General features: G+C 63.7%; 22 protein-coding genes and 1 tRNA gene. 11 read left to right on the forward strand and 12 right to left on the reverse strand.

Translation table 11 applies throughout. The annotated features are described in order from the left end of the window. Window positions 1–118 precede the first annotated feature (118 nt). Together KUW62_RS04375 and KUW62_RS04380 are read left to right on the forward strand one after the other, a co-directional pair. Complete coding sequence (locus KUW62_RS04375; RefSeq protein WP_224814297.1) at window positions 119–313, forward strand: hypothetical protein; 195 nt, start codon at window positions 119–121, stop codon at window positions 311–313. Window positions 314–423: 110 nt separating this feature from the next. Next, complete coding sequence (locus KUW62_RS04380) at window positions 424–1,023, forward strand: SH3 domain-containing protein (protein WP_224814298.1); 600 nt, start codon at window positions 424–426, stop codon at window positions 1,021–1,023. 148 nt (window positions 1,024–1,171) lie between these two features. On the opposite strand, the gene glnA is transcribed toward KUW62_RS04380, so the two are convergent. Both glnA and KUW62_RS04390 read right to left on the reverse strand, forming a co-directional pair. After that, entirely contained in the window at window positions 1,172–2,578 is a 1,407-nt protein-coding gene (glnA, locus tag KUW62_RS04385; RefSeq protein ID WP_224814299.1) for a type I glutamate--ammonia ligase, read from the reverse strand. A gap of 57 nt (window positions 2,579–2,635) precedes the next feature. Beyond that, window positions 2,636–2,974, reverse strand: a complete 339-nt coding sequence (locus tag KUW62_RS04390) for a P-II family nitrogen regulator (RefSeq protein WP_224814300.1) — start codon at window positions 2,972–2,974, stop codon at window positions 2,636–2,638. A 168-nt stretch (window positions 2,975–3,142) separates the two neighbouring features. Here KUW62_RS04390 and KUW62_RS04395 point away from each other — a divergent pair, with 168 nt between their 5' ends. After that, window positions 3,143–4,714: an NAD(P)H-hydrate dehydratase gene (locus tag KUW62_RS04395; RefSeq protein ID WP_224814301.1), complete on the forward strand. Its 1,572-nt coding sequence runs from the start codon at window positions 3,143–3,145 to the stop codon at window positions 4,712–4,714. A 129-nt stretch (window positions 4,715–4,843) separates the two neighbouring features. Here the strand turns inward: KUW62_RS04395 and KUW62_RS04400 are convergent, their stop codons facing one another. Then, window positions 4,844–5,338 carry a Hint domain-containing protein gene (locus KUW62_RS04400; protein WP_224814302.1) on the reverse strand — a complete coding sequence of 165 codons (495 nt, stop codon included), beginning with the start codon at window positions 5,336–5,338 and terminating at the stop codon, window positions 4,844–4,846. Window positions 5,339–5,613: 275 nt separating this feature from the next. Here KUW62_RS04400 and KUW62_RS04405 point away from each other — a divergent pair. Next, window positions 5,614–5,698: transfer RNA gene (locus KUW62_RS04405), tRNA-Leu, on the forward strand. A 255-nt stretch (window positions 5,699–5,953) separates the two neighbouring features. Here the strand turns inward: KUW62_RS04405 and arsJ are convergent. From arsJ to KUW62_RS04450, 9 genes are all read right to left on the reverse strand, one after another. Beyond that, entirely contained in the window at window positions 5,954–7,222 is a 1,269-nt protein-coding gene (arsJ, locus tag KUW62_RS04410) for an organoarsenical effux MFS transporter ArsJ (protein ID WP_224814303.1), read from the reverse strand. Then, window positions 7,219–8,217 carry an ArsJ-associated glyceraldehyde-3-phosphate dehydrogenase gene (locus KUW62_RS04415; protein WP_224814304.1) on the reverse strand — a complete coding sequence of 333 codons (999 nt, stop codon included), beginning with the start codon at window positions 8,215–8,217 and terminating at the stop codon, window positions 7,219–7,221. The genes arsJ and KUW62_RS04415 overlap by 4 nt, the downstream gene beginning before the upstream one ends. Next, the gene (locus tag KUW62_RS04420) at window positions 8,214–9,059 is read right to left on the reverse strand and encodes a helix-turn-helix domain-containing protein (RefSeq protein ID WP_224814305.1); all 846 of its coding nucleotides are present in this window, start codon (window positions 9,057–9,059) and stop codon (window positions 8,214–8,216) included. Before KUW62_RS04420 ends, KUW62_RS04415 begins: the two co-directional genes overlap by 4 nt. Before the next feature lie 99 nt (window positions 9,060–9,158). Continuing rightward, the gene (locus KUW62_RS04425; protein WP_224814306.1) at window positions 9,159–9,824 is read right to left on the reverse strand and encodes a class II aldolase/adducin family protein; all 666 of its coding nucleotides are present in this window, start codon (window positions 9,822–9,824) and stop codon (window positions 9,159–9,161) included. Further along, a complete protein-coding gene (locus KUW62_RS04430) occupies window positions 9,817–10,959 on the reverse strand; it encodes a Tm-1-like ATP-binding domain-containing protein (RefSeq protein ID WP_224814307.1) in 1,143 nt (380 codons plus the stop codon). Before KUW62_RS04430 ends, KUW62_RS04425 begins: the two co-directional genes overlap by 8 nt. A gap of 3 nt (window positions 10,960–10,962) precedes the next feature. Further along, on the reverse strand, window positions 10,963–11,898 hold the full coding sequence (locus KUW62_RS04435) for a carbohydrate ABC transporter permease (protein ID WP_224814308.1): 936 nt from the start codon (window positions 11,896–11,898) through the stop codon (window positions 10,963–10,965). Between the two features lie 3 nt (window positions 11,899–11,901). Further along, entirely contained in the window at window positions 11,902–12,840 is a 939-nt protein-coding gene (locus tag KUW62_RS04440; protein WP_224814309.1) for a carbohydrate ABC transporter permease, read from the reverse strand. 104 nt (window positions 12,841–12,944) lie between these two features. Next, complete coding sequence (locus KUW62_RS04445; protein ID WP_224814310.1) at window positions 12,945–14,279, reverse strand: extracellular solute-binding protein; 1,335 nt, start codon at window positions 14,277–14,279, stop codon at window positions 12,945–12,947. A gap of 33 nt (window positions 14,280–14,312) precedes the next feature. Then, window positions 14,313–15,401, reverse strand: a complete 1,089-nt coding sequence (locus KUW62_RS04450) for an ABC transporter ATP-binding protein (protein WP_224814311.1) — start codon at window positions 15,399–15,401, stop codon at window positions 14,313–14,315. Between the two features lie 142 nt (window positions 15,402–15,543). On the opposite strand from KUW62_RS04450, the gene KUW62_RS04455 reads away from it, so the two are divergent. From KUW62_RS04455 to KUW62_RS04485, 7 genes are all read left to right on the forward strand, one after another. Further along, window positions 15,544–16,200 (forward strand): GntR family transcriptional regulator, encoded by a 657-nt coding sequence (locus KUW62_RS04455; protein ID WP_224814312.1) that lies wholly within the window; start codon window positions 15,544–15,546, stop codon window positions 16,198–16,200. A gap of 86 nt (window positions 16,201–16,286) precedes the next feature. Continuing rightward, complete coding sequence (locus KUW62_RS04460; RefSeq protein ID WP_224814313.1) at window positions 16,287–17,213, forward strand: N-acyl homoserine lactonase family protein; 927 nt, start codon at window positions 16,287–16,289, stop codon at window positions 17,211–17,213. 3 nt (window positions 17,214–17,216) lie between these two features. Continuing rightward, entirely contained in the window at window positions 17,217–18,062 is an 846-nt protein-coding gene (locus KUW62_RS04465; protein WP_224814314.1) for a TIGR01459 family HAD-type hydrolase, read from the forward strand. 3 nt (window positions 18,063–18,065) lie between these two features. Further along, complete coding sequence (locus KUW62_RS04470) at window positions 18,066–19,031, forward strand: class II aldolase/adducin family protein (protein WP_224814315.1); 966 nt, start codon at window positions 18,066–18,068, stop codon at window positions 19,029–19,031. Next, entirely contained in the window at window positions 19,028–20,311 is a 1,284-nt protein-coding gene (locus KUW62_RS04475; RefSeq protein WP_224814316.1) for an FGGY-family carbohydrate kinase, read from the forward strand. The genes KUW62_RS04470 and KUW62_RS04475 overlap by 4 nt, the downstream gene beginning before the upstream one ends. Before the next feature lie 427 nt (window positions 20,312–20,738). Then, a complete protein-coding gene (gene pufB / locus KUW62_RS04480; RefSeq protein ID WP_224814317.1) occupies window positions 20,739–20,894 on the forward strand; it encodes a light-harvesting antenna LH1, beta subunit in 156 nt (51 codons plus the stop codon). 15 nt (window positions 20,895–20,909) lie between these two features. Continuing rightward, window positions 20,910–21,272, forward strand: coding sequence for a light-harvesting protein (locus KUW62_RS04485; RefSeq protein WP_224814318.1), 363 nt, complete (start codon window positions 20,910–20,912; stop codon window positions 21,270–21,272). The last annotated feature ends 29 nt before the right edge of the window (window positions 21,273–21,301 follow it).

The raw sequence follows: 21,301 nt of genomic DNA on the forward strand, positions 1-21,301 counted from the left end.
GCGGGGGCCACACTTCGCAAGCCTCCGCCACAATTGGGCCGGGCCTGCCCAGATTTTGCCTTATTTCGCCGACAAGCCTGTCCTCAAGAACGAAAGCAACAAGATATGAGGCAGAGACATGGAGCGGATCGTCAACAATTTCCTGCGCTTCGTCGCGGGCCGCGATGGTGAGCGTGGCACGGATATTCACGTGAACAGGATCGCCCAAGGCGGAAGCCATGATCGCGCGCTTGCGGCATTCAAGGCCGACCAGGCCAAGATCGCCAGCCGCCAGGACGGGGCCACCTTCGCCACGAAACGCGCGGCGAAATAGGCAGGCACCCTGTGCAGGACCTCGAAGACGCCCGATGGGGCGTCTTTTTCGTTTGCTTGGCCGGGCCTTGATGGAGTTACCATGCTCCATTGCAATCAAGGACCCCATTGATGCGCTTCAAAACCCTTCTGGGCGCCGGCGCCGCGTGCCTGATATGGACCGGTGCAGCCGCCGCGAATGTCGAATATGGCTGCGGCCAATTTAACATCGCGACATACACCGTCACTCTTTTCGATGAGGAAGACATCGCCGAGATCCGCGCCGTGGATCTGGCGGGGCAGACGGCCTCGGCGCTGATGCGACCCGCGCCGTCGGGCAGCGGCGCGCGCTACGTGTCCGACACCGGAAACAGCGAATTCATCGAGCATCAGGGGAATGCCTATCTGTTCGTTCTGGGCAACCAGTTGAATTGCGTCGTGACAGCCGTGACCGAGCCGGGTGTCGGCGCGGATGCGGATGCGACCCTGCCGCCCTGGGCGGGGCGGTCGTTCGGCGGGAACCTGCGGGCCGGGCCGGGCACCAATTTTGCTGATGTCGGCTCGACCTATAACGGTCAGCCGATCACGATTCTGCAAAACACCGGTGTCTACATGAACGGCTACACGTGGTTTGTCGTGCAGTTGCAGAACGGCCAGCAAGCCCACCAATGGGGCGGCATCCTCTGCGCGCCGGGGCAGTTCCTGCAAGGCGCGTTCAACGATGGGTGCTGAGGTGGATCGCGGGTTAACATTTGGTTAACAGAGAATCCAAAGAGAGTGAAAATCAGTGGGTTAACTATGGGTTGCAAGCGTGCAACCTCCGCGGTTCCAACGAAAAAGGGCGCCCCGAGGGGCGCCCTTTCGTGTTTCGAGCCGCTGATCAGCAGCTATAGTACATCTTGTATTCCACCGGGTGCGGCGTGTGCTCGTAGGCGTAAACCTCTTCCCACTTGAGCGCGCAGTAACCCTCGATCTGGTCGCGGGTGAACACGTCGCCCTTCAGCAGGAATTCGTGATCGGCTTCCAGCTCGTCCAGCGCCTCGCGCAGGCTTGCGCAGACGGTCGGGATACCGGCCAGCTCTTCCGGCGGCAGGTCGTAAAGATCCTTGTCCGACGGATCGCCCGGATTGATCTTGTTCTGGATGCCGTCCAGACCGGCCATCAGCAGGGCCGCGAAGGCGAGGTAGGGGTTCGCCGCGGGATCGGGGAAGCGTGCCTCCACGCGCTTGGCCTTCGGGCTTTCCGTCCACGGGATACGCACACAGCCGGAGCGGTTGCGGGCGGAGTACGCGCGCAGAACGGGCGCTTCGAAGCCCGGGATCAGACGCTTGTAGCTGTTCGTCGACGGGTTGGTGAAGGCGTTGAGCGCCTTTGCGTGCTTCAGGATGCCACCGATGAACCACAGCGCCTCATCCGACAGATCCGCGTATTTGTCGCCCGCGAAAAGCGGCTTGCCGTCCTTCCAGATCGACATGTTGACGTGCATCCCCGTGCCGTTGTCGCCCGCGATGGGCTTGGGCATGAAGGTGGCCGACTTGCCGTAGGCGTGGGCCACGTTGTGGATGACGTACTTGTATTTCTGAAGTTCGTCGGCCTGTTTCGTCAGGCTGTCGAAGATCAGACCAAGCTCGTGCTGGCACGACGCGACCTCGTGGTGGTGCTTGTCGACCTTCATGCCGATGCGCTTCATCGTGGACAGCATCTCGGAGCGCAGGTCCTGGCCCGCGTCGATCGGGTTGACCGGGAAATAGCCGCCCTTCACGCCGGGGCGGTGGCCCATATTGCCCATCTCGTATTCGGTGTCGCCGTTCCACGATGCGTCTTGGGCGTCGATCTCGTAGGAGACCTTGTTGATGTCCACGGAGACGCGCACATCGTCGAACACGAAGAATTCGGCCTCCGGGCCCATGTAGGCCGCGTCGCCGATGCCGGTGGATTTCAGGTAGGCTTCGGCCTTCTCCGCGGTGCCGCGGGGGTCACGCTCATAGGCTTCGCCGGTGTCCGGCTCCACGATGGAGCAGTGCACGCAGATCGTCTTTTCGGCGTAGAAGGGATCGACATAGGCGCTGTCGGTGTCGGGCATCAGCTTCATGTCGGAGGCTTCGATGCCCTTCCAACCGGCGATGGAGGAGCCGTCGAACATGAACCCTTCTTCAAGGAAGTCCTCGTCGACCTGGTCGGACATGACCGTCACGTGCTGGAGTTTGCCGCGCGGGTCGGTGAAACGGATATCGACATATTCCGCTTCTTCGTCCTTCACCATTTTCAAGAAGTCTGCTGTGCTCATGTGATCTTCCCTTGAGTTCGAACTTTTGGCCCCGTCGTCCGGGGATTTCGTTGCAGGTTAAAGCGCGTCTTCACCGGCCTCACCGGTGCGGATACGGATTGCCTGGCTGATGTCGGAGACGAAAATCTTGCCGTCGCCGATCTTGTCGGTCTTGGCAGCGTTGATGATGGTGTCGATGGCGGCCTCGGCCTGGTCATCGCTCAGGACGACCTCGATCTTCACCTTCGGCAGGAAATCCACGACATATTCGGCACCGCGGTAGAGTTCCGTGTGGCCCTTCTGGCGGCCGAACCCTTTGACTTCGGTGACGCTGAGGCCCTGGATGCCGATGTCCTGAAGGGCCTCTTTGACCTCATCCAGTTTGAACGGCTTGATGATTGCTTCGATTTTCTTCATGGCCGCGACTCCCCTCGCCATCGTCTCGTTGCTCTGACATCATTTTGGCGCGCAGGCGTCCATGCGGGACGCGGGGCAGCACTGGGATGTCCTGCGGAATCCGTAGGCTGCGATGAGGGATTAGGCAATGCGCATATTTTTTGTGCAGAATTGAATCGGAGGCGGCGGATGCGGCTTTTGACGGCGGTCGAGATGCGGGCGATCGAACATCGCGCGATGGATGCAGGCGAGGTCACGGGGCTTGAGTTGATGGAACGGGCGGGCCGCGGCGTGGTGGAGGCGACCTTTGCCAAATGGCCCGAACTGGCGAAAACGCCGCATCGCGCAGTGATCTTGTGCGGGCCGGGAAACAATGGTGGCGACGGTTACGTCATCGCCCGGCTGTTGCGCGATTGGGGCTGGGAGGTGGCCGTCTTCGGCATGGGCGCGCCGCAAGCGATGCCGCCCGACGCCGCGGAGAACCGAGAGCGCTGGCGGCAGATGGGAACGATTGCTCCGCTGGAGGAAGCGGATTTCGAAGGGGCGGACCTGATCGTGGACGCGCTTTTCGGAACTGGACTTTCGCGCGGCTTTGCCCCGCCGGACCGGATCGGGGCGGAATTCCACGCGCTGTTCGCCGACGGGTTCTGGGGCCATGGGCGCGACCTTCCGCCCCGCGTTGTAGCGGTCGACATCCCCTCGGGCCTCGACGCGGATACGGGGCGGGTGCTTGCCGCCGATAGTCCGTGGTGTGGCGATGTCGCCGCGCATCTGACGGTCACGTTCCACCGCGCCAAGCTGGGGCATGTCCTGGCCGACGGGCCGTTCCATTGCGGTGAATTGGCCGTGGTGGATATCGGCCTGAGCGATGACGGTGCGGGCGTCGCACTGGCCCGCGCGCCCGATCCGGTGCGGGCAGAGCCGGCCTTGGGGAAGGGCAGCGGGGCGGACCACAAGTTTTACCACGGGCACGCGCTGATCCTGTCGGGCGGGATCGGGCGGACGGGGGCCGCGCGGCTGGCGGCGCGTGCAGCTTTACGGGTGGGTGCGGGCCTTGTGACACTGGGTGCGCCCGGCTCCGCCATCTTGGAATGCGCCGCCCATTCCACCGCCGTGATGGTGCGCCGCTGCGATGGATCGGAGGGGTTATCGTCCCTGTTGCAGGACAAACGCCTCAACACGCTGTGCCTCGGTCCGGGATTGGGGCAGGGGGCGGAGGTGCGGGACCTGGTTCTCGCGGCCCTTGGTGCGGGTAGGTCGGTCGTGCTGGATGCGGACGGGTTGTCGACCTTCTCCGACGCGCCGGACGCGTTGCTGGCCGCGCTCCATCACAAGGTCGTTCTGACGCCCCATGGAGGTGAATTCGCGCGCATCTTCCCCGATATCGCCGCGCGCCTGAACGAACGGGCGACGGACGGCCCCGCGTATTCACGCCTGACTGCAGCGCGGGACGCGGCGGATCGGGCGGGCTGTGTCGTGCTGTTGAAGGGGCCCGATACCATCGTTGCCGCGCCGGGCGGCCGGGCGGTGATCCACGCCGCCGCCTATGACCGCGCGGCGCCTTGGTTGGCGACGGCGGGATCGGGCGATGTGCTGGCGGGGCTGATCACCGGGCTGATGGCGCGCGGGTTCGATCCGTTCGAGGCCGCGCAAACCGGCGCGTGGCTCCATACCGAGGCCGCTCTGGCCTTCGGCCCCGGCCTTATCGCCGAAGATTTGCCGGAGATGCTTCCAAAAGTGTTTCGCGATATTGGTCTTTGACCAAAGAAAAACGGCACCCCGCTGCCATGGGGCGCCGTTAGGTTCCGAATTGGGGGGCTGTCTGCAAGAGCCGCAAATCGGAAGGGGTCGTTTGGTTGATGGTCCGGGCCAAAAGGCCCCGGACGCCGTTTATTTTGCTTTGGCCACAACCCGTGGCTTGTCGGCGGAGGCCAACTCAAGCCCGTCGGCGTAAAGCACCTCCGGCGCGCCGAAATAGAGCGACAGCATGATCTGGCGGCCTTTGGTTTCGGACCGGATGAACTTTCCATCGACAAGGCGCTGCACCTGCGGGGCGGCAACGTCCTTGCCCCAAAGCGCCTGCGCACGCCAGTCGCGCACTAAGATGCGCTGGCCGGGCATGAGGGTCACGTCAGTGGCGGGCTTGCCGCCGAGCGCATCGGCGGAGATGACGACGCGCGGGGTGCCTTCGGGCAGGTTGTGGCGCATGACGGCCTTCAACTTGCGCACGCCGCGCCGCGTGATGATGCGGTCGCCGGGGTTCAGAAACTCGACGGGGATTTCACCGTCCAGGGTCAGGACGGTGGTTCCGGGGGCAAGGCCAGCCTCACAGGCATGGGTCTTGCCGCCCGCGCGGGCCGTGGGCCGCGGGGAGGATTGGGTCATGGGATCTACTGCTCGCTCTGTCGGGCACTTTTGGCCTCGTGTTTGTGTGAGCGAGTCTACGCGATCCTCGGCCATCGGGCGAGAAATTTCTTCGATGAGTGCAGCGTCGGTCATTTTAACTTCCCCTCAGGATTTTTCCGGTGGCAGCCCGGATTGGAAGCAAACTCGCGGTGAATTGGGGCGCAATGTGGGCGAAACAAAGTTACATCTGGGTTAATGCAGGGGTGATTTTTGGCCTCGCGCAGCCGCCGATCCCCTGCTAAATCCCGCGCAATGCGGGTGTGGCGGAATTGGTAGACGCACCAGATTTAGGTTCTGGCGCCGCAAGGCGTGGGGGTTCAAGTCCCTTCACCCGCACCATTTCTTGTTTGGCCTACCGCCCTTCGGGCTACTTGAGGCCATGGTTTGGGTTCCAGGTTTCTCCTTTAACCCGCACCACTTTTTCCTTGGCCTACCGCCCTTCGGACTACTTGAGGCCGTGTTGGTGGTTCCGGGTTGGTCCTCTCACAGCCCACTCCTTTATTGGCCTGCCGCCCTATGGGCTACTTGAGGCCGTGTTGCTGGCGCCTCTCGCCCGCACCGACGCGCCTTATGGCGGGAAGGGTGGGGAAGGCGTCATTGATCGCCACCGCCGACCCGAAGCCGCCCCGCCAATATCGCCGAGGCGCCGACCATCACTGCCGCCGTTCCCAGCATCAGGGGCAGGCCGCCCATCTGGTAGGTGACACCGGACAACACCGTGCCCAAGAGCCGCCCGGCGGCGTTTGCCATGTAGTAGAAGCCCACATCCATCGTCACCCGCTCCGCCCGCGTAAAGGCGAGGATCAGGTAGGAATGCAGGGCCGAATTCACTGCGAACACTCCGCCGAAGGCCAGAAGCCCCGCCACCAGCACGATCGTCAGGCTGAGTTGCGGGCCGTCCAGGGCCAGCGCCAAGGCGGTCAGCGCCAAGGGGATCGCGGCGAGTGCCCAGGCCCAGATGCGGGCCGCATCGATCAGCTGCGCCTCGCTTCGTGCGTGGGCGCGCAAGATGCGCGGTGCGGTAGCCTGAACGGCGCCATAGAAGATGATCCAGGCCGCCATGAACATCCCGATCATGAAGAACGCCGCCCGGTTGCCCGCCACGGTTCCGTCCGACAGCACGGCGTAGAAATAGATCGGGATGCCGACCACGAACCAGACGTCGCGCGCACCGAACAGGAACACCCGCGCCGCTGACAGCCAGTTCACGTTGGCGGACTTCGAGAACACTTCGGAGAATTTCGCGCCCTTCCGGCCCCGGGGAAGGCCGGGGGGCATCGCGAAGAGGACCGCCACAAGGATTGCCGCCAGGATTGCCGCCATGCCCAGAACGGCGCCCACGAAACCCACACTGGCCAGGAGCGCCGCGCCCAACAGGAAGCCCGCACCCTTCACCGCGTTCTTCGATCCGGTCAGGAACGCGACCCACCTGAAAAGGCCCGCCCCTTCCGCCGGGGCCAGAAGCTTCACCGCGGATTTTGACGACATCTTGGAAAGGTCCTTGGCCACGCCGCTGGCCCCCTGGACGACCATCACGAAGGTGACGGAGGCCGCGATGCCCCATGCCGGGTCCAATTGCGACAGCGCCAGAAGCGCCAGGACCTGGATCGCGAGACCCGCGTAGAGCGTCGTGGTAAGGCCGAACCGCGCCGCGATCCACCCCGCCGCCAGGTTCGTGGCCATCCCCGCGACCTCGTAGAGCACGAAGAGATAGGCCAGCTGCACCGGCGAAAAGCCGAGCGTGTGGAAATGCAGCAAGACCAGCATGCGCAAAGCGCCATCGGTCAGCATGAAGGCCCAATAGGCCGCCGTGACCGCGATATAGGCTGACAGCCCCTCTGGCCGGGGCGGGGCGTCCGTCACAAAGACGCTCCGACCATCGTGGCGACATCGACCAGCCGGTGGGCATAGCCCATCTCGTTGTCGTACCACGCATAAACCTTCACTTGCGTGCCGTTGATGACCATCGTGGAGGGCGCGTCGATGATGCCGGATCGCGTGTCGTTGGTATAATCGGCGGAGACGAGGGGACGGGTCTCGTATCCCAGTATCCCCTTGAGCGGGCCGTCTGCCGCCGCTTTGAACAGGGCGTTGACTGCGTCCGCGTCGGTTGCACGCTCCACCTCGAACACGCAATCGGTCAGCGACGCGTTGAGAAGCGGCACACGGACCGCGTGCCCGTTCAGACGGCCCTGCAATTCCGGGTAAATGAGGGTGATCGCGGTGGCGCTGCCCGTCGTGGTCGGGATCAGCGAATTCAGCGCCGACCGCGCCCGGCGCAAGTCCTTGGCGGGGCGATCCACGATGGTCTGCGTGTTGGTGACATCGTGGATCGTGGTGATGGAGCCGTGGCGGATGCGGAGCGCGTCGTGGATCACCTTCACCACGGGGGCGAGGCAATTGGTTGTGCAGCTTGCGGCGGTGACGATGCGGTGGCGGTCGGGATCAAAGGTATCGTGGTTCACGCCGTAGACGATATTGGCCGCATCGCCGTCCTTGACCGGCGCGGAGACGACGACCTTCTTCACCCCGGCGTCAAAGTAGGGCGCGAGCGCGGCCTCGGTTTTGAGCACGCCCGTGCAGTCGATCACGACATCGACGCCGGCAAGCGGCAGGTCCGCCAGGTCCCTTGTGCCGATAAAGGGGAGCCGGGTGCCGTCGATGGTGATGGATTGCGTGTCGTGGGCGATCTCCGCATCCCACCGCCCGTGGACCGTGTCGAATTCGAGCAGATGCGCGTGCATGGCGGCATCGCCGATTGCGTCGTTGATCCACGCGATGTCCGCGCCCCGGTCCAACAACGGCTTCAGGGCGAGTTTCCCGATACGGCCGAGGCCGTTCAGCGCGTAAGTTGTCATGCAGTCTCTCCGGCGTGAGACTGGCCGATGTCATCGACGGCCCGTTGCAGGGAAATCCGATCCAGCGATGCGAAGGGCAGGGACGTGAATGCCACGATCCGGTTGCGCAACGCACCATAGGTTTGCTGGAAGGCGAGGCTTCGTTCGGCGTCGGAGCCTTCGGCCTGAACCGGGTCGGGCAGACCCCAATGGGCACTGATCGGCTGGCCGTGCCAGGCCGGGCATTCCTCATTCGCGGCCTGATCGCAGACGGTGAAGACGAAATCGAAGTCGGGCGCGTCATTGGCCTGAAACTCGGCGACGTTCTTGGAACGAAGGACGGAGACGTCGTGGCCCTTTTGCTCCAGCACCGCCAAGGCGAAGGGGTTCAATTCCGATCGCGGCTTGGTTCCTGCGGAATAAGCCGTGAAGCGATCTCCGGCCACGTCGCGCAATATGGATTCCGCGAAGATGGATCGGGCCGAATTGCCGGTGCAGATGAACAGAACGTTGTAGTGTGGGTCCGCCATGGAGTGCGCTCCTTCAATGGCATTGGGGGAGGGCGCGTAGCAAAGGTCTGGCCGACCCCGGCAGCAATCGCGCAGAAGATAATCGAACATGCCCTGCGCCGCTTCCATGCTGATCGCGTAGCGCAGGGACGTGCCAAGGCGCTCCCGCGTGACGAGACCTGCCTGCATCAATGCGTTGACGTAGTTCGAAAGCGTGTTGGGCTTGAGATCGAGCGCGCCTGCGAGCTCCGTCGCCGGGACCCGGTCCGGATAGCGCCGCATGAGAAGACGAAACAGCGCAAGACGTTGTGGATGACCGAGGGTCGAGAGTTGGCTAGCGATAAGTGATTCCATAATTCATGAATATATGAATTATGGTAAAGCGCAACGGGTAATCTCTCGCCGGAAGGATATATCGCCCGGCCCGGGCAAACCGACGGATGACGTCCGCGTTTATCCCGCGGCGCGGGCGTCGGCGGCGGTGCCGTATTGCGGCAGGTCGGCCCCGGTCTTGCCATGGGCGGCCATCAGCGTGTCGCGGACATAGGCGATATGGGCCGTCTCCTCGATAATCTCCGCCAGATATTGCGCGGCCATGAGGTCTTTCGCGGCGCCGATGGTGCCATGGTTGGCAAGGACGGCGGCGCGGATGCTGGGGTCGCGGAAGACCGGGCTGATCTCCACTTCGGTCTGCGGTCCGCCATTGGCACTCAGCGGGATGAGGGGCATCCGCCCGATCTTTTCGATGGTCTGAACGGTGAGGCACGGGATCTCGATCCCCGCGCTGGCATAGCCGGTGGCCCAAGGGCTGTGGCAATGGACGATGGCGTTGATGTCCTCGCGAATGCGGTAAAGATCGAGGTGAAAGTCGAGGTCCTTGGACGGCTTCAGCGCGACCTCGGAGGGCAGGATCGTGCCGTCCAGCATGACGACCTGAAGGTTGTCGCGGGTGCATTCCCTGAACCCGACGCCCGAAGGTTTGATGACGATCGCGTCCCGTCGGTCCAGCCGCACCGACAGGTTTCCGCCGGCATTGGTCTGCAAGCGACCGTCGAAACAGCGTCTGGCCGTTGCGATCAGGGCATCCATCTTTTCGTGAAGGTCGGCGAATTCAGGCATGTTCGGTCCTTTGGGTCATGGCGGTTGCAAGGGCGGCAACGGCCTCCGCCGCAATGTCGGGCGTGTTGATGTGGTGGGGCAGGCGCGTGACGGAATAGGCCTTGGCGTGCTGTTCGAGAATGTCGGCGGCGACGTTGCGCAGGCCTGGGTCCTCGATCGCGCCGCCCGGTCGATCCTCGTGACTGAACCCGCCCATGGGAAGCAGAACGTGGCACGGCGCGGTGGACAGGTTGAGCAGATCCGCCAAGACCGTCGCCTGATCCGCCATCTCGTCCTCCGTCAGCTTCACATGGGTGAATTGCGCCGTGTGCCGGTAATGGGGGCGGGCCAGATGCGCATCGCTGACGGTGTCGACGGCGCCCAATCCGATGAAGTTCAGCCCGCCGGGCAAGGTCACGCGGGGCAGATGCGCCGCCGCGGTGAACCGGCCCGGCATCTCCACATGTGCACCGGCAAGGCGCAGCCGTCCCAATTCGTGCACGTTCAGGTCGATCACGCCGCTGACGCGACCCTCTGCCACGAAACGCACGAACGCCGCCCCGCCATATCCGTTGGCGTGGAACAACGTGGCCTCGAACCCCGCCTCCGCCAGTTGACGGGAAATCTCGGCCCCCGCCTTGCCGGTCGCCCCCAACGTTGTGACCGCGATGGCAGGCGCGTCCGGGGTAGGGGCGACCTGCGCGCGATACAGGCCCGCGACCATGGAGGCGGTGTTCTCAAACACTTGCCGCAGGGTGGGGTTCAGCCCCTCGATATCGCATAGCGTGGGAACCAGAGTGATCGCGGTGTCGGCCAATGCCGCGCGCGGATCGAAGGCCATCGTCGTGATAAGGACCTTGGGGTAGACGGCGGGCAGGCCCTTGAGCGCGGCCATCACGATCTCGCCCCCCGTGCCACCGCCGACGCCCAGGGCGACGTAGCATTCGTCGCATCGCGCGGCGATCTGCGCGGCTGCCGCCTCTGCCCGTTCGGCCATGCGCGCGAGCTTTTCCGCCCCCGACCAGATCACCCCGCCCGAGCCGAGAGAGACGTCGACCTCCTCCACCGTCAGGCCATTGCGGGCGAGGGCGTCGGCCAGATATCCAAGCTCCGCCGTCTTGGTCTCGAATGTTCCAATCAACAGAACGCGCGACATGGATCAGCCCTTCACCGCGCCCGCCGTCATGCCGGTGATGATCTGGCGCGATGCGAAAAGTGTGAAGAGGATGGGCGGCACGGCCAGCAACATGCCCGTGGCCATGATCGTCCCCAGCCCATCGAATTCGGAGGCGTTATTCACGATCAGGATCGGCACAGTCATCGTGTCGCGATCCGCCAGTGCGGAGGCCAGAAGATATTCGTTCCACGCGATGCGGAATGTGAAGATGGACGCCGCAGCGAGCCCCGGTTTGATCAGCGGCAGAACGACGAGGAAGAAGACCTGGAATGGCCCCGCCCCATCAACGCGGGCGGCCTCCTCCAGCGATCTGGGGACCTGAACGATGAAGCTTTGCAAAATCCAGATGACGAAGGGCAGGTTCATCGCGACATAGACGATGATGATGCCGGAATGCGTGCCCGCAAGGCAGACATCGCCCCGTCCGCCCACCATGTCGCGGATCCATCCGCCGACCAGACTTTCGTTGTCGATGCAGAACGCGTTGTTCCAAAGGCTGAAGACGGGCACCAGGAGGACGGCGGGCGGGATCATGCGCACCGCCAAGGTGCTGAGAGACAGGCTGTCACGCCCCATGAACTTGAACCGCACCAGCGCGTAGGCCGCCATACAGCCGAACACGAGCGTGAGTGCGGTGGAGATCAGCGCGATGATGAGCGAATTGATGAACGCCCCGCCGAAGCGGATTGTGCAAAAGCGCAAATGCTCCGGCTCGTACCACAGGATGTCGCAAAGGGCGGTCTCGTAGTTGCGGATCGTGGGCATGAACAGAAGCCCACCCGCGCCGGAGGTGATATCCACATCGAGCCGCAGGGAATTGGCCATCAGAAGGATCACCGGACCGATGGACATGAAGATCAGGATACCGATCAGCACGTAATAGGCGGGGTTCTGGCGGTCGTAAGTGGTGTCAGCCATGGCTTACCCCTCCTCCTCGGCGGCGAATTTCAGGCGACGCGCGCGCGCCTCCTGCCAGCGGGTGAAGGCAAACATGCCAAGGGTCAGGATCATCAACAACATCAGCAGGTAATTCGACATCGCCGCTGCTTCGCCCAATTCGCGGAATTCGCGTGCGGTCCGCGCGATGCGCAGGGCAAGGATTTCGGTCGAGAGGCCAGGCCCGCCGCCGGTCAGCACGAGGATCACTTCGAGAACCTTGAAGGCGTCGATCAGGCGCAGAAGCATGGTGACGATCAGAACCGGTGCCATCAGCGGCAGCTTGATGTGGATGATCTGCTGCCAGCCGGTCGCGCCGTCGATGCGCGCGGCCTCCAACGCGGAGCGGGGCAGCGATTGCAGGGCGGCCAGCGACAGGATGAAGATGAAGGGGGTCCATTGCCAGATATCGGCGATCATCACCGACAAAAGCGGGTTCTGGCCCAACCAATCGACCGGGCCGATGCCCAAGAAGCCGCCCCACCACGTGTCACCCACCGCGCCAAGGAAGCGATTGAAGGTGCCATAGGTCTGGTGGAACATGAACCGCCACACCAGGCCGACAACGACCGGGGCGATCATCATCGGCAGGATGAACAGGGTGCGCAGGACCGACATGCCGCGGATATTGCGGTCCAGAAGCAGGGCAAGGCCCACGCCGAGCACCATTTCGACCAGTACGACGGTGAAGGCGAAAATCAGGGTGACGGTGAAGCTTTCCCAGAAATTCGGGTCGAACCACAGCCGAATGTAATTCTGCAACCCGACGAATTCCGTCTCCGAGATCGCCTGGCTCGGGTCCCATTCGCGAAAACTGCCCCAGATCATGTAACCGATCGGGTAGAACAGCGCGAGGATCATGACGAGCGCCGCGGGCGCGATGAACATGTAAGGGGTCAGGCGGCTGACGTTCTGACGGTTCACGGGAAGGACGCCTTGTTCGGAATGCTTCGGGGGTCTGGCAGGGTTTGGCGCGCGCCCCCCTCCGGGAGACTGGGGGAGGGCGCGCGCCGGGTCAGGTCAGGCGCTTATTGCCAGACGTAATAGCCTTCTTCTTCCATCAGGGCGCGGGTGCGGTCCGCGACGCCGTCCAGCGCCTCCTGAATGTCCAGGCCTTCTGTCAGGACCTGGCTCATCGTGGTGCCGATATCGGCATTGATCCGGCCCCAGGGCGGGATGATCGGACGCCAATCGGGATCGGCATTCTCCAGCGCGGCCCCGAAGGTGGCGGACCAGGGATAAAGCTCGTTCAGCTCCTCGTTGGCATAGGTGGAGAAGCGGGACGGGTTGCCGCCGGCCATCGCCACCGCCAGGTCACCCTCGCGGCTGGTCAGCCATTGCATCAGCAAGAAGGCCGCTTCCGGCTCTGCCGCATTGCGCGGAATGGCGAGGCCGAAGCCGCCGGTCTGCGACGCGCAGGCCTCGGCGCAGGGGTGGGGCGCCCATCCGACATTGCCCGCCACGGTGGAGCGGCTTTCATCCTCGAATGTCGGGGCGAAGGCGATGGAGTCGATGAACATCGCCGCCTGTCCCTGGGCAAACGCGTTCGCCGCTTCCGCCGGTCCGAAGGCAGAGGAGCCTTCCGGGCCGCATTCCACGATCGTGCGCAAGGCTTCGGCCGCGGCCACGCCCTCGGGCGAGTTGATCGTCGGCTCCCATCCTTCGCCGAACACGCGGCCGCCAAGCGGCGCCAGGTGCAGAAGGAAGGCGTGGGAGGCCTGGTGGCCCGATGCCGCGCGTGAAGCCACGCCGCCCATACCGGGCATCTGCTCGGGGATCAGGCAGGCCTGTTCCAGCAAGGTGTCGTAATCTTCCGCCGGCTCAAGACCCAGCTCCTCGAAGACATCAGTGCGGTAGTACATGACGGAGGTCTCAGACCCGAAGGGCAGCCCGTAGAGCGACCCGGTGGGACCGGGCAGATACCCACGCTCCCCGCCAGCCACGCCGATATTCTGGACGTAGCCGTCGATCAGGTCTTCGGCATCGTAGTTGGGATCAGCCAGACGCGGGTTCATGAAGAACGGCGCGAGGTTGTAGATCTGGTCGGCATAGACGTAGTCGGCCTTGGAAAAGACGACGTAGGCGATCAGATCATAGGCCCCTTCGTCGAGCGAAAGCTCAAGCGTCTGACGCTCGCGCATGTCGAGATAGGGCAGCATGTCGACTTCGACCTCGATCCCCGTCTCCTCGGTGAATTGCGGCAGAACCTCCAGCACCGCGTTGTAGTGCGGATGCGAGGGGAAATTCACGATGAGCGTCGTGCCTTCATAGGGCGCGTAGGGCCCGCCATGGCCGTCGGCAAGCGCCGCGCCGGTCAGCGCAAGCCCGCCCACGATGGTGGATGTCATTAACGTCTTCAGCATACTTATCCTCCCAGTTGCTGATTGGTTCGGGCGCTAGAGCGCCACGTCCGTTTTCGGATCGAACAGGTGCAGCCCCTCCGGCCGCACCGCAAAGCGCAGGGTTTCGCCCAACGCGATTGGTGTTTCTGACTTGATCTCGACCGTCACCTTCGCGCCGCCGCAATCGCAGATCAGCACCGATTGCGCCCCGATATATTCCGACACGACCACGTTTAGGTCGAGGGACTGGTCCGGATCGGCCCCGGGCGAGAAATCGAGGTCCGAGGGCCGCAGGCCAAGCACGACTTTGCCCGCCACTTGCCCCCGGGCGCGATTGGCCAGCGCCTCTGGCAGCACGATCGAAAAGCCGTCGCCACGCGCCCGCATCGCGCCGTCTTCCTCGACCAGATCGGTATCGAGGAAATTCATCGGAGGAGAGCCGAGAAACCCGGCCACGAACTTGTTGACCGGGTTCTTGAACAGCTCAGCCGGGGTGCCCTGTTGCTGGATATGGCCGCCATGCATGACCACGATGCGGTCGGCCAGCGTCATCGCCTCGATCTGGTCGTGGGTGACGTAAATCATGTTCTTCTTCACGTTCTGGCGCATCAGCGCGAGCTCCGCCCGCATCTGCCCGCGCAGCTTCGCGTCGAGGTTCGACAGGGGCTCATCGAAAAGAAACGTGCTTGCATCGCGGCAAAGCGCGCGGCCCATCGCAACGCGCTGACGCTGGCCACCGGACAATTCGCCGGGTTTGCGCCCGAGGAACGGCGACAGGCCCAACATCTCGGCCACATCCTTGACCTTCTTGTCGATCGTGGCCTGGGGTGTCTTTTGCAGGCGGAGGGAGAACGACATGTTCCGCGCGACGTTCATGTGCGGGTAAAGCGCGTAATCCTGAAAGACCATCGCGATATCACGATCCTTCGGGTCAAGCGCGCTGATCGCCTTGCCATCCATGAAGATCTCGCCCTCCGACACTGTCTCCAGCCCCGCAAGCATGCGCAGGGTCGTGGATTTGCCGCAGCCGGACGGGCCGACAAGCACGGTGAATTCGTGCTCGGCCATATCAAGGTCGATGCCGTGCAACACCTCCACCGCGCCATAGCGCTTCACCAGCTTTTCGAGGCGTATGGTCGGCATCGAATCCCTCTTCCCATCGTTCCTCGGATGATTGTGTATACAAAATTGATTGTAAATATCCAAAATTGCCTTTTTTGGAACGGCGCGGTAACAGTGGGGGGTGATCGATCGCAAGAGAGCTGTGTCCCCTATGGCAAATGACATGTCCACCAAGCGTACCGCCACCCCAAGGGGCAGCACCGTCCGCCATATCGAGACGACACTGATGGACGAGATCGCGGCAGGCGCGCTTGCGCCGGGGGAGCGGTTGGACGAGATGAAGCTGACCGAACGCTTCGGCGTGTCCCGCACGCCGGTGCGCGAGGCGCTGTCGCGATTGGTGGCGCAAGGCATCCTGATCCCCGGCGAGAAACGGGGCGTGCGCGTGGCTCAGTATACGCGAGAGGAATTGGCGCAAATCTTTGAAGCCATGCACGAAATCGAGGCAGCCTGCGCCCGCATCGCGGCCCAACGGCTGACCCTTCTCGCCCGGCTGGAGATCGAGACGGCGCAGGCCGATTGCGTCGCTGCCGCCGAAGCGGGAGAGCGGATGGCCTATATGCGCGCGAACGAGGCCCTGCACGAGGCGATATACCGCGCGACCGGCAATCCCTACATGGCCGAGATCGCCAGCGAATTCCGCCGTAGAACGGGGCCGTTCCGGGCCAAAAAGTTCGCCAGTTCCCAAGATCTGATCGCGTCGGCCAGGAGCCACGAGGAGTTGATCGCCTCCATCTTTTCCGAGGATTCGAACGAGGCGTCCGACGGGATGCGCGCCCATATGGCGGCCAGTTTCAAGCAGACCCTCGCGGCCAACTGACCCTCCGCGAAACTTTTCTGGTTGCGTTCGCACACAAGACCCGACATTTGTATACAAACACGAGTCGCTGCGAATGGAGGGTCCAGATGGGCGTGCAGGAAACCAAGATCTATCCGATCAATACCGGCTGGTTGGAAGCCGATCTGGGCACCTACATTTTCTGGAAAGGGCCCGCTGGAAAGAAGATCTGGAACCCTGTCTATTGCCATTATGTCGACACCGGCACCCATAAGATCCTGATTGATACCGGACTTTGCGACGAGGAACGGGCCACCAAGTACCACCACAAATGCGACAAACGCGGCTGTCTTCAGGTCCACGAGCATCTGGAACAGAAGCTCGGCGTCCATCCCGACGAGATCGACGCGATTGTCTTTACCCACCTGCACTGGGATCATGTGCAGAATATGAAGGAATTCAAGAACGCCCGTTACATCGCGCCCAAGGCCGAGATCGAAATGGCGTTCAATCCGCTGCCCCTCTATTACCGGACCTATGAGAGCGGGTATCTCGGGATCGAGCCCGCCTATTCCGGCTGCGTGTTCGAAGCGGTGGAGGACGAATGCGAGGTGCTGCCCGGCATCACCATGTTCCACACGCCCGGTCATTCCGTGGGCCACATGGCCGTGACGGTCGCCACATCTGCGGGCGATATCGTTGTTGCTGGCGATGCGATCTTCCAGGAACGCAATATGGAGCCGAACCCCGATGAAGGCTGGCGCTATTGGGTGCCGGCACGTTTCGTGAACTCTTTCGAAGGGTGGAAATCGGTGGAGGAGCTGGACAAGCGCGCCGATTACATCCTTGCCTGCCACGACAAGGTCGCCAACGCGCGGTCCGACGTGTTCCCGTATGACGGTATGCCGATCCGCAAGCGGCGGCAGGTGATCCCGGGCTATCAATTTTACTTCGGCGACATGCCGGGGGACGCGACGCAAAAGGCCGCCCCTGCGCTCAGCCGGGAGGAGGTGGAGGCCTATATCGCGGGCCTCGTGCCGCCGACCCCGGATTGACCCATGGCGCGGGCCGAACGCACGCAGGCCATCGAAAGCCTGGCGGAGATCGCCACGCGGTTTGACGCCATGGTGCTCGACCAATGGGGTGTCCTGCATGACGGCACTGCGCCTTATCCCGGCGCGATCGACGCCCTGCGCGCGCTGGATGTCCCGCTGGCGGTTCTGTCCAATTCGGGCAAACGCGCAAAACCCAACGCGGCCCGCATCGCGTCAATGGGCTTCGCGGAGGACTTGTTCGAACATGTGATGACCTCGGGTGAGGCTTTGTGGCGCGACATCGCCGCGGGTCGCGTCTCCGCGCAGCACCTCTATCCGATCGAACGGGCAGGCGGCGATGCCGCGGATTGGGCCTCGGGCCTCGACGTGAGGCTGGTGGATGATTTGGGGCAGGCCGACGCGATCTTGCTGATGGGTCTGCCCGACAACGCGCCGCCCGATGCTTTCGACCGTGATCTGGTCCGGGCGCTTGACCGCGCGATCCCCATTCTTTGCACCAATCCCGACCGGGCGTCCCCGCGCGCGGGTGGCGGCATCGTCACATCACCCGGTGCGCTGGCCCATGCTCACAAGGATCGCGGCGGGGAGGTAAGGTTTTACGGCAAGCCCCACGCCCCGGTCTTCGAGGCGCTTGAGGCGGCGCTTGGCACGTCGAACCTGCTGATGGTGGGCGACAGCCTGGAACATGACATTGCGGGCGGGGACGCGGCCGGATGGGCGACCGCTTTCGTGCGCGGCGGCCTTCATGCGGCGGCGTTCGGGGATGGCGACCCGATCCCGGCACTAAGCGCCCTTGCCCGGGCGGAGGACACGCCGATGCCTACCTACACGCTCCACCAGCTTGGATAGACCATGATCGAACCCGCTGATTTCTCCTCGTTTCGCACGCTCTCGGCCCGCTTAGGGCAGGACCCGTTGCGCGTGCAAGGGCCGGGGGGCAATACGTCGATCAAGCAAGACGGTGTGATGTGGATCAAAGCGTCCGGCACCGAATTGGCCGACGCGGAGCGGGCCGACATCTTCGTTGCCGTGGATCGCGACGCGGCACGGGCGGAGGCGGATGGCGACGGCGACGGAAGCTGCAAGGCCACCGTTCTGGACCCGGAAAACACCCTGCGCCCTTCGATTGAGACGACATTTCACGCCGCGCTCGACTGGACGATTGTTGCCCACACCCATTCCATCGCCGTGCTGACCCACGCGGTCAGTCCACGCGGGCGCGACGTGGCGCGGCGCAAGCTTTCCGGGCTGCCCGTGGCCTTCGTGCCTTACGCCAAGCCCGGCCTTCCGCTGACGCGACAGATCCTGGAACGCATCACGCCGGAGACGCAGGTCATCGTGCTGGAAAACCACGGGCTGATCTGTTGCGGCGCGTCGGTGGCCGAGGTCGCGGCGCTGATGGACGAGGTGGAGGATCGGCTTACCATGCCCGTCCTGCGCGGCGGAGGTGGTGGGCCGGATGCGCCCGCGCCAGACGGATTTGTCTGGGCCGCCGAAAGCTGGCTGGCCAAAGATCCGGCGGCTGCCGCCCTTGCCCGTGCCGGGTCGTACTACCCCGACCACGTCGTATTCCTCGGCCCGGCGCTGCCGCAGGCCGATCACGATGGCGCGCCGCCCGCGATCCTTGTCACGGGGACGGGAGTGGCGCTGAGGGACGGGGCGACCCCGTCGCAAAAGGCGATGTTGCGGTGCCTGTCGGACCTGCTGTCGCGCCTGCCCGAGGATTGGACGCCGGAGCCGATCGGGGCCGATGCGGAGGCGGAATTGCTCAACTGGGATGCCGAGAAATACCGCCAGGCGCTGGCCGGGCGGTCATGAGGGGCCTGTCGCTTGGCCTTGATCTGGGGACGTCCGGCATTCGGTCTGCGGTCATCGACGCCTCGGGCGCGGTCCTCTCCATGGCGCGGGGCGAATACGGGCCGACCGACCCGGACCGGATCGACGCGACCGCGTGGTGGCGGGGCGTGGAGGCGTGCCTGACGGCCCAGATGGTGGCCTTGCGCCGCGAAGGGTTCGACCCCGCCGACATCTCCCGCATCGGCGTGGACGGAACGTCGGGTTCCATGGTGGTGACGGACGCGGATTTACGCCCGGTGACGCGGGCGCTGATGTACAATTCAGGTGGCTTTTTGCCGGAAGCGGAAAGGGTCGCGGCCCTTGCCCCCGATCCCCACATCACGCGAGGACCCAACTCGGCCCTGACGCGCGCGCTGCGCCTGCTTGCGGAGGATAGGGGCGGCAACGCGGCGCATCTACTGCACCAGGCGGATTACATCACCGCCAAGCTGTCGGGGCAGGGCGGGTATTCGGACCACAACAATGCGCTGAAGACGGGCTTTGATCCGGCCACCGGCGCCTGGCCCGATTGGTTCGGGGCGCTGGGTCTGCCGATGGAGGTGCTGCCGAAGGTTCTGCCTGCGGGTGCGCCCGTCGCACCGCTGGCGCCCAATATCGCCGCGCGGTTCGGCTTGTCGCCGCAAGCGACGGTCCATGTCGGCACGACGGACAGCATCGCCGCGTTTCTCGCCGCCGCGCCGATGCAGATCGGGGCCGCGGTCACGTCGCTTGGCACAACGCTGGCCGTGAAGATTCTCAGCCCGCAGCGCATTGATGCCCCGGACATCGGGCTTTACGCGCACCGTTTGGGGGACGGTTGGCTCGTCGGCGGAGCGTCCAATTCCGGGGGCGGTGTGTTGCGGCAATTTTTCAACGACGAAGAGATCGCGGCGCTTTCTGGCCAGATCGACCCGGCGCGGCCAAGCGAATTGGACTATTACCCCCTGCCAGCGCCGGGGGAACGGTTTCCGATCAACGACCCGCATCTCGCGCCGCGTCTGGAGCCCCGGCCCGAAAATGATGCGGCGTTCCTGCACGGTTTGTTGGAAGGCATCGCCCGGATCGAAGCGCGGTGCTACGGCGAGATGACGGCGCGGGGGGCAGGCGTGCCAGAGCCGCTGTTCACGGCCGGGGGCGGGGCGCAGAACCCGGTCTGGACCGCCATCCGTGCCCGCGTTCTGGGCCGCGACATCTTTCAGGCCGAGCATACGGAGGCGGCCATTGGAACGGCACGCTTGATATCCCGCGTGGATGCCGGCTGAGCGATCGGACAAAGCAATCCGCCACCCCTAATGGAGCCTCGCAACGCGCATGCGCCTGGCTTGCTTGCGCCTTTCCCCTTCCAATTTGCCAGTCCCGCCACCGCTCCTTGCGCAAAGGAATGAGAATCGCATGCCTCGGCATCCGGTCTTGGCGCCTATCGACCGGCGCCCAAAACGCTCACAAAGCCTCGCCCTACAACCTCCAGTTGAGCGCGATAGGGTTGAAAGCCACTTCCCCATGTGTCCGATAGTGTAAATCTCACTTTACAGTTGACCTGTAATTTAACTGTGACATCCTGTGAGGTGATGGACCCAATGGGACGAGTCCCTGCAAAGTGACCCGCACCGGACGGGCCGTCGCTCGCCGGTCCAGGACCTTTCTCAGAGGCCTTGGATCAAAACTCGAAGCGAAGAGGAAAGGGATCTCATGTCTGACGATCCGGATAAAGTCTGGCCCACGGGTCTGACCCTCAACGAGGCGGAAGAGGTGCATAGCTACCTCATCGACGGTACGCGTGTGTTCGGGGGGATCGCTCTGGTCGCCCACTTCCTCGTCGCCGTTGCAACGCCTTGGCTAGGCTAAGGGGAGCAAGATCGCATGAATAATTCAAAGATCTGGCTCGTCGTGAAGCCCACCGTCGGTATCCCGCTGTTCTTGTCAGCGGTCGCCGTCGGTTCGTTCGCGGTGCATGTCGCAGTGCTCAGCAAGACCAATTGGTACGATAATTACGTGACCGGCAACGATCTGGACGCCAGTTCAGCCGCGCTGGAAACGGACGCCACGGTTCTGCCTGCCAGCGCAGACGTTACCGCAGATGCCCCAATGTATCTTGACGCCGCTGCCGAGAACGGCATGACGGTGATCCTGCCCGATGGGCGGACTGCAAGGCTTGTCATCGAAGACCCGGTGACGCTTGCCTCGGCAAGGACATTGGTAACACCGAACACGGCGCTCGACTGAGCGGCTTGTTTTCCACGACCGGGGGATAG

This window comes from Hasllibacter sp. MH4015 (genome assembly GCF_020177575.1).
Taxonomy (GTDB): Bacteria; Pseudomonadota; Alphaproteobacteria; order Rhodobacterales; family Rhodobacteraceae; genus Gymnodinialimonas.